The 13,637-nt window shown below is 65.3% G+C and carries 4 protein-coding genes and 1 pseudogene; all 5 read right to left on the bottom strand.

Annotated elements, in window-relative coordinates; translation table 11 throughout:
* Positions 1-78: 78 nt before the first annotated feature.
* Positions 79-1,101 (bottom strand): LacI family DNA-binding transcriptional regulator, encoded by a 1,023-nt coding sequence (locus tag AC1MHZ_RS11065; RefSeq protein ID WP_482966348.1) that lies wholly within the window; start codon positions 1,099-1,101, stop codon positions 79-81.
* Positions 1,102-1,221: 120 nt separating this feature from the next.
* The gene (locus AC1MHZ_RS11060) at positions 1,222-2,409 is read right to left on the bottom strand and encodes a beta-barrel domain-containing protein (RefSeq protein ID WP_084858277.1); all 1,188 of its coding nucleotides are present in this window, start codon (positions 2,407-2,409) and stop codon (positions 1,222-1,224) included.
* Positions 2,399-4,567: a type I secretion system permease/ATPase gene (locus AC1MHZ_RS11055; RefSeq protein ID WP_482966347.1), complete on the bottom strand. Its 2,169-nt coding sequence runs from the start codon at positions 4,565-4,567 to the stop codon at positions 2,399-2,401. The genes AC1MHZ_RS11060 and AC1MHZ_RS11055 overlap by 11 nt, the downstream gene beginning before the upstream one ends.
* Positions 4,563-5,831, bottom strand: a pseudogene (locus tag AC1MHZ_RS11050) (TolC family protein); the annotation flags it as partial. The gene AC1MHZ_RS11055 and the pseudogene AC1MHZ_RS11050, both read right to left, overlap by 5 nt.
* The coding region (locus AC1MHZ_RS11045; RefSeq protein WP_482966346.1) for an Ig-like domain-containing protein at positions 5,831-13,637 on the bottom strand (7,807 nt) is incomplete at its 5' end. The pseudogene AC1MHZ_RS11050 and the gene AC1MHZ_RS11045, both read right to left, overlap by 1 nt.

The following is a 13,637-nucleotide window of genomic DNA, read 5'->3' as shown; positions in this document are numbered from 1 at the left end:
CGTTGTCCTTGTTCTTGTCAGATGAAACCGGTTTCATTTCCGCGCAAAAAACAGCGCGACTCGCGGGCCGCGCTGCATTCAATTGCGTATCGGGGTGGAGCCTCGCACGATGAGCTGGGCGCGCAGGTCAAGCCGACGCGCCGGCAATTGACTGCCTTGCAGCCGCTCCAGCAGGCACTGGACCGCTGCGGCAGCGATGCGTTCGGTGGGCTGAGCCAAGGCAGTGATACCGCCACCGACCAAGGGGTACCAGTCCAAGTCGTCGAGGGCCACCAAGCCCAGCTGCTGGAACAGCTGTTCACCACGCCCATGCAGGTGACGCATGACCTCCAGGGTCGCCACGCCGTTGCAGCTGAACAGGGCCTGGGGGCCATGGCCAGCGCTAGCCAGGAACGCCGCCAGTTGCCCAGGCAGATTGGCGCTCACTTCCAGCACCTGGCCGCGCAACCCGGACCGCCGGGCGATGGAGGCCTGGAAAGCGGCCACCCGCTCCTGCCGCGAACTGGTGCCGTCGAGGGGTTCGCTGACGGCGAGGATGTCGCGGTAGCCGCAGGCGTGCAGATGGTCCAGGGCCTGCTCGACGGCATCGGCGTTGTCCAGGCCCACCAGGTCGGTCTGCAGCTCGGCCAGTTGGCGGTCCACCAGCACCATGGGCAGTTCCTGGGCCAGGCTAGCCAGCTCGCCGGCGTGGTGGCCGAGGGTGTTCACGATCAGACCGTCGACGTTGTAGGCCTGCAACGCCTGCAAGTGCTGGCGCTCCTGGGCATCGTCGCAGTCGGTGTTGCACACCACCAGGCTGTAGCCATGCTCGCGGCAGGCCGTCTCGACGCCGTGCATCACGGCCACTGAATAGGGGTTGCGGATATCGGCCAGGAGCATGCCGATCAGGCGCGTACGGCCGCGCTTGAGGGCGCTGGCCATGCGGTTCGGGCGGTAGCCGAGCTGCTCGATCACCGCCTCGATGCGCTGGGCGGTGGCATCGGCCAGCAGTTGCCGGTCGCCGCCGATATAGCGCGAGACCGTGGCCTTGGAAACGCCGGCAGCATGGGCCACTTCACTGATCGTGACCCGCGTGCGGGCTTGGGAAAGCGTCTTGTCCACCCGATGACCTTCTTGTATTCGCTTATGTGGGCAGGGTTATGAAAACGGTTTCAATAAAACAGGGAACCGGGGCTTCGTCAAGAGGGACGGCGTGCGTCGAGACAGCTTCGATCTCACAGGTCAGTACAACCGCGCCTTGATCAATGGCCGCAGCAGGTAGTTGAGCACGGTCCGCTTGCCGCTGAGGATGTCCACTTCGGCGACCATCCCCGGGATGATCGGCAACACCTGAGAACCTCGGGTCAACTGGCTGCCATCGGTGCGGATCAGCACCTGGTAGAACGACTCCTTGCCATGGGGCGTGTCCTCCTCGATGGTGTCGGCGCTGATCTGCTCCAAGGTGCCGCTGAGGTCGCCGTAGATGCTGTAGTCATAGGCAGTGATCTTCACCTTGGCCTCCATGCCTGGCACCAGGAAGGCGACATCCCGGGGTTTGATCTTGGCCTCGACGAGCAACCGGTCCTCTACCGGGATGATCTCCATGATCGGGTCTCCCGGCTTGATCACACCGCCACGGGTATTGATTAGCACCGTGTTCACCCTCCCCCGCACCGGCGACAGGATCTGTGTGCGGCGCAACTGGTCATGCCGCTGCTGCACGATCGGCTCCACCTGGGCCAGCTGGGCCTTCTTGTCGGCGCGTTCGGTGTAAGCCTCCTGGAAGTAGGTGTTCTTGAGCTCGGTGAGCTTGCCGCTCAGGGTAGCGATATCCTGGCTGAGCTTGAGCGCCTCCATCTGGCTGACTGCGCGCTTTTCCACCAACGGCCGCACCAGGTTCAGCTGGCGCTGGGCCAGGCCGATCTGCTGTTGCACGGCACGGGTGCCTTCGTGCAACTTGGCCCGACGCGAGGCGAACAGCTCCTGCTCCGAACGTGCCAGCGGGCTCTTGCCGTCGATGTCGCTGGGAAACTCGATGCGGTCCTTGCCCAGCACCTCGGCGTCCAGACGGGCGATCGCCGCACGCAGGACCTGGGACTGGTTGGCCGATTCCTGGTAGTTGGTCAGGAAGTGCGTTTCATCCAGCTGCACCACCGGCTGCCCCACTTCCACGAGGTCGCCCTCGTTGACCAGCAGGCGGTCGAGAATGCCCCCTTCAAGGCTCTGGATCTTCTGGATGCGGCTGAACGGCACCACACGACCATCGCCCCGGGTCACCTCGTCCAACTCTGCCCAGGCCGCCCAGGCGATGAACAGTACCAACGTGCCCAGCAGCGTCCATAGCAGCGGCCGATAGGTCGGGTGAGTGGTGGCCAGCAAGGGATCTTCCAGCTGCCTGCGCAACGGCAGGCTCTTCGTTTCAACGCCCATGGGCACGCTCCTCGACCGGTGAGACCTGGACCTGGTTGCCTTGCACCACTTGTTGCACGGCGCCGTCCATCACGACCTGCCCCTGGCGCAGCACTACGGCACGGTCCACCAGGGCCAGCATGCTTTTCTTGTGGGTGGTCAAGATCAGCGTGCGGCCGCCCAGCCAGCGCTGCAGGTAGTTGACCACCTGCAGTTCGCTGGCCTGGTCGAAGGCCGCGGTCGGCTCGTCGAGCAACACGATCGAAGGGTCCTGCAGCAGCACCCGGGCCAACCCTACGGCCTGGCGCTGACCACCCGAAAGGCTGGCATTGCCGTGGATCGGCATGTCCAGCCCCAGGGCATGGCCCCGCACGAACGGGCCAAGCCCGACGCCGTCCAGGGCCTCCAGCAGGTCTTCGTCAGGCAGTGCGGCATTGGCCAGGTTGAGGTTATCGCGCAATGTACCGTGGAACAGCGCCACATCCTGGGGCAGGTAGCCGATACCGCGTTGACGGTCGGCCGGGTCGATCTGCCCGAAGCTCACATCGTCGAGCAACAGGCGCCCCGCTTGCGGGCTGGTCAACCCGCTGAGCAGGCGCAACAGCGACGATTTGCCCGCGCCGTTGCCACCGAGCAAGGCCACGCGCTCGCCGGCCTTGATGGTCAGCGCCTGTACATTCACCACCGGAGGGCTGTCGCCATGGGCCAGGCGCACGCCTTCGAGCTGGTAGTGCCCGGCCAGGCGTTCCTTGTGCACGAAGCGTTGCCCGCTGGGGCGCTCCTGGTCCGCTGACATCAACTGGTCCAGGCCTTCCATGGCCACCTTGGTGTGCTGCCAACGGCCCAGGATGCCAGCCACCTGGGACAATGGCGCAATCGCCCGGGAGGCCAGGATCGAGCAGGCAACCAAGGCACCGACCGTCATCGCCCCGTCGTTGATCCGGTACACACCGAACACCACCACGCCCACGTAGCACAGCTGCTGGATGATGCTCGAGGTGTAGCTCAAGACGCTGACCAGGGCCTGGGTCCGCAGGGCTGTGGTCGACAGCTCGCCGGTCAGGGTCTCCCACTGGTGCAGGCAACGCCCTTCGGCACGGGTGGCCTTGACGGTTTCCAGGTGCTCGAAAGCCTCCAGCAGCACACCGTTTTTCATTGCCCCCTCACGCAGGTTCTGCCGCGACAGCGAGCCGAGCACGCGTTGGGTCAACAGCCCCGGCAACACCATCAACACGCAGGCCACCAGCGGCACCCAGACCACATGCCCACCCACCAGGGCGATGATCAACAGGAAGATCGCCACGAAGGGAATGTCGCTGATCAACGCAGCGCTGGAGGAGGTGAAGAACTCACGCACCGATTCGAACTCGCGCACCTGGGTACTGAACGCGCCCATCGAGGCCGGCTTGGCCGCCAGGCGTGTACTCAGCACGCGGGAGAACAGCAGGGTCGACAATTGCAGGTCCAGGCGCTTGCCCAGCACCGTCAACAGGTGCCCGCGCAGGATCCGCAACACGCCGTCCAGGACGATCGCCGCCATCACGCCACTGGCCAGGATCCACAAGGTGTCGAAGGCGCCGTTGGGGACCACCCGGTCGTACACCTGCATGGCGAACAACGCCGAGGCGATGGCCAGCAGGTTGGCCGCAAAGGCGGCGAACGCCACCTCGGTGTAGGAGCGCCACAGCCGTCGCAGCGGGCCGAAGAACCAGTGCTCACCCGGCGCCTTGGCGTAGTCGCCGATGCGACCGTCAGGGCGGAACCGACACTTGGCGAACACCACCGTGCCGCTGTACAGCGCCTCGAGCTCGGCCAGGGCCATGCGCTCGGCGCCGCCATTGCTCTGCGGCACCAGCACCCGCGCATGCTCATCGTCCAGCCCCACCAGCAGCACGGTCTGGCCGTTGCCCAGCAGCAGCAACGCCGGGAGCAGGTAGTCGTCCATCTGCCGCAGGGGCTGCTCGACCACCTGGGCGACAATGTCGGCACGGCGCAGCGCCCGTACCACTTTGTTCAGGGGCAACTGCCCCTGTTCCAGGGCAATGCCGTCGACCAGTTCGGCATCACCGAGTGGACGACCGAGTTGCCGGCACAGCAGTAGCAATCCCTGACGCAACGGGTCCTGATGGTTGTCCACCGGCAACGTCACGACCTTCGCTTGGCTGGTATCGATGTCCATGATTCAAACGCCCCTCCACTAATGGGCCCAGCCAACCGACCTGGGCGGCGGCCCGATACTCGACTCGCTTCTGTTCGAAATGCAGGTTGATCAACTGGCGCTCGGCCTCGAAGCGCTCGCGCTGCACGTTGAGCAAGTCGATCACGTCGCGCCGACCGACCTCGAACTGCTCGCGGTACAACCCCGCGACCTGCTCCGCTTCCGTCACCTGCTGGCTGAGCGACTGCTCACGCCAACGCAGGGTCTCGCCTGTGTCGAACAAGGTCTGCAACTGCCTGCGGATATCGCGTTGCATGGCATCGGCGGTCCAGCGCGCCGACTCCAGGCGCTGCTGGGCCGCGGTCGGACGCTGGAAGTTGGAAAGCCCTTGGAAGGTGTCCATGCGCAAGCGCAGGGATACCACCGAGTCGTTTTCCAGATGCCCACCCACCTCACGGCGCAAGGCCGATGCCTCCAGGTTCAGTTGTGGTAAAAGCGAGGCCTTGGCCTCACGCACTTGGGCCTCGGCCACATTGGCGTCCTCGACGGCCTTGCGCTGCAAGGGCGAGTCGCGGATGACCTGCTTCAGGTCGCTGGCAGCCAGGTACCGCTGCATGGACATCGGTTGCGGCTCCTCCAGGTCCGCTGGGGGTTGCCCGACCAGGATGTCGTACTGGTTGCGGGCGTCCTGCAGGGTGCCCTTTTCCAGCGACAACTGCTCCTGGGCCCGGGCCAGCTCCAGGTTGGCGCGATCCAGTTCGCTGCGATCGGCATAGCCGTCGCCGCCACGGTCCTGGGTCATCTGGCGGACGCCATCCAGGCGCTGGATATGCTGGCGCACGGCTTCCACCCGTTGAGTGGCGGCCAATACGTCCAGGTAGGTCTCGATGATGTCCAGGGCCGCATCGTCCTGGGCTACCCGCACCGCCTCCAACTGCTTGCGCTCGGTGGCACTGGCACCATCGACTTTGCTGCCCACGCGGCCCCAGTCGTAGAGCATCTGGGACACGGTGACGTCGTACACGACCTCACCGAAATCGAATTCCTGTGGCCCGCCGGACATCGACAGGGCCGGGTAATAGCCTCCCTTGGCAATCTTCACCTCGGTGCCGGCGCGTTCGGCCTCGGCGATGGCCGAACGCACGTCCGGGTGAATGGCCAGCCCCGACCGTACCGCCTGGTCGAGGGACATGGCCGACGTCAACACCGGCAGGCCGAGTGAAAGGAGCCAGACGACTCCTTTCACCATCTGCCGCCCCTTGCGGGACTGCGCGGCTCGTTTCATCAGACCACGACCTGAACGGTGTTGTCCTCGATCAACAGGGTCGTGCTACCGAACGTGTAGACGTCGTAGGTCACACCGTCGATCAACTGGGTGGTGCCGGTATTGACCGCTCCCACCACGTTCAGGGTGTCGTTGTTTTCACCGGTGATCTGCAACGTGTTATTGGCATCGGTGATGACATCGACCTCCGCCGCCGTCAGGGTCAGCACACTGCCGCTGTCGCCCTTGCCCAGGTCGATGCGCTCGATGTTGCTGAGCGTGCCGACGCCTGCGCCGTTGTAGTCCAGGTCGATGCCGTTGGCGAGCAAGAGTGTGTCGAACCCAGCGCCACCATCGATGCTGACAAAGTCGGTCGCGGTGATCTGCATGGTGTCGTTACCGTTGCCCGCTACCACTTGGTCACCGGTGCCGACATTGAAGATCAGGTCGCTGCCATCGCCACCATTGATGTGTTCGGAACTGCCATCGGCACCGGACAGTACATCGTCACCCGAGGTACCGTTGACATCGATCTGACCGATGTTCAGCGACAACCCGTTAGGGCTGAGCGTAATGCCGTAGGCCGCGCTGTCGTTGCCGTTGGAGTCGGTGGATACCAGGTTGAACGAGATCTGCGAACCGAGGTTGAGGATGTCGGTGATATTCAGCCCAAGCTGGGTAAGCACGGTCGGGCTGAGCAGGTTCAAGGAGAAGTTGCCGCTCGAATCCGCCTGGATCGGCAACAGCTCCACGTTCAATGCCGGCGTGATCACGCGAATGACCACGCTGGAGTCAGGCTCGGTGGTGCCGCTGAAACCGAAGCGCGGGCTCAGCGGGTTGAGGCTGACATCCACACCGAAGTTGCCGATGGTCACCGGCTGTTCGATGCTGGTACCCACGCCGATGGAGGCCACGTTGCTCGGGTTGCCGGCAGGGTCACGACCAACCACCGAAACCTGGGCGTTGAGCAACTGGTCCCAGCTGAAGTCGATATCCAGATCGGTCAGCAAGTTCAGCGATGCCAAGCCGCTGTTATCGGCAGTGACCGTGGCCGTTGCGGTTACCCCTCCTACATTAACGGTGACCGTCAGCTCAGTACCCGGCTCCGCGGAAATCGTAAGGATATTGCCCACCAACGACAGCACAGGGGTAGCCGGCGGAACCGTATCGATGGTGAACGGTACCGGTGTCGATGCGGTTCCGCCATTGATATCGGCCGTGACTGTGGAGGCACCTTCCGGGAACGGCCCTTGGCCACCGGGAGGCGTCAGCGTCAAGGTGACGTTGCCCGCCGCGATATCACCTGCGGTAAGGGTATGGCTGACCTCGGCTTCGTAGCCGTTCTGGCCGGCGAACTTGACCGTGACCACCTGGCCAACCTGCATGGTAGGGCGCACGGCCACATCCACCTGGATGCCATCGCCAATTTCGGCTGCATTGATCCAGGTATCGGCCGCCTCCGGCACGGTGAGGGTCGGCGGTGCCAGGTCCGGCGCGTTGATCGTGGTCGGGCCGCTGAGGTTACCCGCGGCGTCCACGGTAACCGCCGACAACAGCTCGCCGGTGATCAGCGGTGGTGCGAACGGCAGGCTGAAGTTGCCGTTGCCATCGACGTTCACGGTGATCGGGTTGGCGGTGTCGCCAGCGACCACGATGCGCACCTGGCTGTTGGGCTCGGCGGTGCCGGTCAGCAGCGCCCCGTCGGCGCTGATGCTCAGCAGCGGTGCCGAAGGCGCAATCGCATCGACCGTGGTGCTGGCCGGGCCGCTGGTGTTACCGGCCGGATCCTGCGCCACCGCGTTGACCACGGTGCCATCAGGCAGCGGCGTGCCAGGGGTGAAGCTCCAGTTGCCGCTGCCATCGGCGGTCGCCTCGCCGATCGGGTTGCCATTGCCGTCGGTGAGGACGACCGTGGCGCCGATTTCGGCGGTACCGCTGATGACGCTGCCATTGCTCGGGTTGACCACGGGTGTTGGCGGCGCCACTGCGTCGACAGTGGTATTGACCGGGCCACTGGTGTTGCCGGCCGGGTCCTGGGCCACTGCGTTGACCACGGTGCCGTCGGACAACGGCGTACCCGGGGTGAATGTCCAGTTGCCGCTGCCGTCTGCAGTCGCCTCGCCAATCGGGGCTCCGTTGCCGTCAGTCAGGATGACCGTTGCACCCGCTTCGGCAGTACCATTGATGACGACCCCATTGGTCGGTTCGATCGTCGGCGTGGCCGGTGCCACGGAGTCGACCGTGGTGGTCGCCGGGCCACTGCTATTGCCTGCCGCATCCTGGGCCACCGCATTGATTACGGTGCCGTTGGGCAGCGGGGTGCCTGGCGTGAAGCTCCAGTTGCCGGAACCATCGGCAGTGGCCTGGCCGATCGGGTTGCCGTTGCCGTCGGTGAGGGTCACCTGGGCCCCTACCTCGGCGGTACCACTGATTACGGTACCGTTGGTAGGTTCCAGCACGGGCGCTGCAGGTGCCACCGAATCGACTGTGGCGCTGGCCGGGCCGCTGACGTTGCCGGCCGGGTCCTGGGCCACCGCATTGATTACGGTGCCGTTGGGCAGCGGAGTGCCTGGCGTGAAGCTCCAATTGCCGGAACCATCGGCCGTGGCCTGGCCGATCGGGTTGCCGTTGCCGTCGGTGAGGGTCACCTGGGCCCCTACCTCGGCGGTACCGCTGATGATCACACCATTGGTCGGGTTGATGATCGGCGTAGGCGGCGCCACGGTATCGACCGTGACGCTGGTCGGGCCGCTGGTGTTGCCGGCCGGGTCCTGGGCCACGGCATTGATCACGGTGCCGTTGGCCAGCGGCGTGGTGGGTGTGAAGCTCCAGTCGCCGTTGCCATCGGCGGTGGTCTGGCCGATCGGGTTGCCGCCGCCGTCAGTGAGGATGACAGTGGCACCGGCTTCGGCGGTGCCGCTGATCTCCGTGCCATTGCTCGGGTCGACGACCGGCGCGTTAGGCGCCACACCGTCCACGGTAATCACGGCCGGGGCACTGTCGACGTTGCCGGGGTTGCGGGCTACGACGTTGACTACCGTGCCGTCCGGCAGCGGTGTGCCGGGGGTGAACGACCAGTTACCGCTGCCATCGGCGGTGACCTGGCCGATCGGGTTGCCATTGCCGTCGGTGATGATGATGGTGTTGCCCGCATCGGCGGTACCGCTGATCACCGAGCCATTGCTCGGATCGACCTGCGGAATCGACGGCAGCGAAGTATCGACCGTGGTGGTACTTGGAACGCTTACATTGCCTGCCGCATCGGTAGCCGTGACGTTGACCACGGTGCCATTGGGCAGCTGCGTACCCGGCGTGAAGCTCCAGTTGCCGCTGCCGTCGGTGGTGGTTTGGCCAATCGGATTACCGTTGCCATCGGTCAGGGTGATGCTGCTGTTCGGTTCGGCGGTGCCGTTGACCACGTTGCCGTTGCTGGCATTGACCACTGGCGCTGTCGGTGCGACAGCATCCACCGTGGTGCTGCCTTGTGGGCCGGTGTTGCCGGCCGGGTCTTGGGCTACGGCATTGACTACGGTGCCGTTGGGCAACGGGGTGCTCGGCGTGAACGACCAGTTGCCGCTGCCATCGGCCGTGGTTTCACCGATAGGGTTTCCATTGCCATCGGTGAGAATGACCTTGGCTCCGGCTTCAGCAGTACCGCTGAGTGTCGTGCCATTGCTTGGTGCGATTACCGGGGCTGCCGGCGCTACCGCGTCCACGGTCGTTGCTGCTTGCGGCCCAGTGTTACCGGTCGGGTCGGTCGCAGTGGCCACGATGACGGTGCCGTTTGGCAACGGGCTGCCAGGAGTGTACGACCAATTGCCACTGCCATCGGCAGTGACCTGGCCGATCGGATTGCCGCCACCATCGGTCAAGGTCACGGTGGCGCCAGCTTCAGCGGTACCGCTGATGGTCGTGCCATTGCTCGGATTGATCACTGGCGCAGGTGGCGCGCTGGCGTCCACGGTCACGGTCGCCGGCGGGCTGTCGTTGCCGGCAGCGTCCTGGGCCACCACATTGACGACAGTGCCATTGGGGATCGGCGACGTCGGGGTGAAGCTCCAGTTGCCAGCGCCATCGGCCGTGGCTTCACCAATCGGGTCACCGTTGCCGTCGGTGAGGATGACCTTGCTGTTCGGTTCGGCAGTACCGGTGAGGGTGTCGCCCTTGGACAGGTTGACGGTAGGCGTGGCTGGCGCGATTGCATCCACGGTAGCCGAGCCCTGCGGGCCAGTGTTGCCGGCTGGGTCCGTTGCGGTGGCGTTGATCACGCTGCCATCAGGCAAGGCGGTGGCCGGCGTGAAGGTCCAATTGCCGCTGCCATCGGCAGTGGCCTCGCCAATCGGGTTACCGCTGCCGTCGGTCAGGGTCACGGTGCTGCCAGGCTCGGCGGTACCGCTGATGGTGCTGCCATTGCTCGGATTGACCACTGGAGCAGCCGGTGCCACGGCATCGACCGTGACGGCGGCTGGCGAGCTGGTGTTGCCCGCCTCGTCCAGGGCCACGGCTTCGACCACCGTGCCATGAGGCAATGGCGTAGCCGGGGTAAACGACCAATTACCGCTGCCATCGGCGGTCGCCTGGCCAATCGTGTTGCCATTGGTGTCCAGAAGCAGCACGGTGGCGCCAGGTTCGGCGGTACCGCTGAGCTCTGCGCCATTGCTCGGCTCGATGACCGGCGCGGCGGGCGCCACGGCGTCCACGGTGATGCTGGCCGGGGCGCTATCGATATTGTTCCCTGGATTGCGCGCCACGACATTGACGACCGTGCCATCGGGCAGTGCGGTACTCGGGGTGAACGTCCAGTTGCCGCTGCCGTCGGCAGTGGTCTGGCCGATCGGGTTGCCATTGCCGTCGGTGATGATGATCACACTACCCGCATCGGCGGTACCGCTGATCATCACGCCATTGCTGGCGTCGACCTGTGGGACGTTGGGTACCGAGGTATCCACGGTCGTGGTACCCGGGACACTGACATTGCCGGCAGCATCGGTGGCCGTCGCATTGACCACCGTACCATTGGGCAGCGCAGTGGCCGGCGTGAAGCTCCAGTTGCCGGCGCCATCGGCGGTAACCTGGCCGATCGGGTTGCCGGCGCCATCAGTCAGGGTGATGGTGCTGTTCGGTTCCGCGGTACCGCTGACCAGGACGCCATTGGTCGGGCTGACCACAGGCGCCGCAGGCGCGACCGAGTCCACCGTGGTGGAACCTTGCGGGCTGGTGTTGCCGGTCGGGTCGGTGGCCGTGGCATTGACCACGGTGCCGTTAGGCAGCGCGGTGGCTGGAGTGAACGACCAGTTGCCACTGCCATCAGCGGTTGTTTCACCAATGGGGTTGCCGTTGCCATCGGTCAGGGTCACGGTGCTGCCTGGTTCAGCGGTACCGCTCAAGGTAGCACCGTTGGTTGGGTTGACCACGGGTGCGGCCGGGGCAACGCTGTCCACGGTGATGGAGCTTGGGCCGCTGCTGTTACCAGCAGCGTCCTGGGCCACAGCATTGATCACGGTGCCGTTGGCCAGCGGAGTGCCTGGGGTGAACGACCAGTTACCGCTGCCATCGGCCGTGGTCTGGCCGATCGGGTTGCCGTTGCCGTCGGTGAGCAGGATGGTTGCACCGGCTTCTGCAGTACCGGTGATGTCCACGCCATTGCTCGGCTCGACGACCGGTGCGTCAGGCGCTACGCCATCGACGGTGATGACGGCCGGGGCGCTGTCGATGTTGGCGGGGTTACGCGCCACCACGTTGATGACAGTGCCATCGGGCAGCGGTGCGCCTGGCGTGAACGACCAATTGCCACTGCCATCGGCGGTGACTTGGCCGACCGGGTTGCCGTTGCCGTCGGTGATGATGATGGTGTTGCCCGCATCGGCGGTACCACTGATCACCGAACCATTGCTCGGGTCGACCTGCGGGATCGATGGCAGCGAACTGTCCACGGTAGTCGTGCCTTGCGGGCCGGTGTTGCCGGCCGCATCGGTAGCCGTGGCATTCACCACGGTGCCGTTCGGCAATTGCGTGGCCGGGGTGAACGTCCAATTACCGCTGCCATCGGCAGTCACCTCGCCAATGGGGTTGCCGTTGCCATCGGTCAGGGTCACGGTGCTGTCAGGCTCGGCGGTCCCGTTGATCACGTTGCCATTGGTAGGGTTGACCACCGGCGCTGCCGGCGCGACGGCATCCACGGTGGTGCTGGCCGGCGCGCTGGAGTTGCCCGACGGGTCGGTGGCGGTGGCGTTGACCACGGTGCCGTCAGGCAGCGCAGTGCCTGGTGTGAACGACCAGTTGCCGCTGCCATCGGCAGTGGCTTGGCCAATCGGATTGCCGTTGCCGTCGGTGAGGGTCACGGTGCTGCCCGGCTCGGCGGTGCCGCTCAAGGTGGTGCCGTTGCTGGGATTGAGCACTGGTGCGCTTGGAGCCACGGCATCGACGGTGACGCTGCCCTGCCCGCTGGTGTTGCCCGTCGGGTCGGTGGCGGTGGCGTTGACTACGGAGCCGTTGGGCAACGGCGTGCTCGGCGTGAACGACCAGTTGCCGCTGCCGTCGGCGGTGGCTTGGCCAATCGGATTGCCATTGCCATCGGTCAGGGTCACGGTGCTGCCCGGCTCGGCGGTACCGCTCAAGGTAGTGCCATTGGTTGGGTTGACTACGGGCACGGCCGGTGCGCTGGAGTCAACGGTGACAGTAGCTGCTGGGCTGGTGTTGCCTGCAGCGTCCTGGGCCACCACATTGACGGCCGTTCCATTGGGCAGCGGCGTGGTCGGGGTATAGGTCCAGTTGCCGCTGCCGTCGGCCGTGGTTTCGCCGATAGGGTTGCCGCTGCCGTCGGTGATGATCACCTTGCTGCCCGGCTCCGCAGTGCCGCTCAGGCTGCTGCCGTTGCTCAGGTTCACGGTCGGAGTCGCTGGCGCGACGCCATCCACGGTGGTGCTGGCTGGCGCGCTGGAGTTGCCCGACGGGTCGGTGGCGGTGGCGTTGACCACGGTGCCGTTCGGCAATGGCGTGCTCGGCGTGAACGACCAATTGCCACTGCCGTCGGCGGTGACCTGGCCAATCGGGTTGCCGTTGCCATCGGTCAGGGTCACCGTGCTGCCCGGCTCGGCGGTACCGCTCAGGGTGCTGCCATTGGTTGGGTTGACCACCGGCGCGTCAGGCGCAACGGCGTCGACGGTGACGCTGCCCTGTCCGCTGGTATTGCCAGCCGGGTCTTTGGTCACCACATTGACCACGGTGCCGTCCGGCAGCGGTGTGGTCGGAGTGTAGGTCCAGTTGCCGTTGCCGTCGGTGGTGGTTTCTCCGATGGGGTTGCCGTTGCCATCGGTGATGATCACGGTGCTGCCTGGCTCAGCGGTGCCGCTGATGGTGCTGCCATTGGTTGGGTTGACCACCGGCGCGTCAGGCGCAACGGCGTCGACGGTGACACTGCCCTGCCCGCTGGTGTTGCCAGCCGGGTCTTTGGTCACCACATTGACCACGGTGCCGTCCGGCAGCGGTGTGGTCGGAGTGTAGGTCCAGTTGCCGTTGCCGTCGGTGGTGGTTTCACCGATGGGGTTGCCATTGCCATCGGTGATGATCACGGTGCTGCCTGGCTCAGCGGTGCCGCTGATGGTGCTGCCATTGGTTGGGTTGACCACCGGCGCGTCAGGCGCAACGGCATCGACGGTGACGCTGCCCTGCCCGCTGGTGTTGCCAGCCGGGTCTTTGGTCACCACATTGACCACAGTGCCGTCCGGCAGCGGTGTGGTCGGAGTGTAAGTCCAGTTGCCGTTGCCGTCGGTGGTGGTTTCACCGATGGGGTTGCCATTGCCATCGGTGATGATCACGGTGCTGCCT

This window comes from Pseudomonas sp. FA-1 (assembly GCF_056856075.1).
This window is presented reverse-complemented; position numbering and strand designations above follow the sequence as displayed.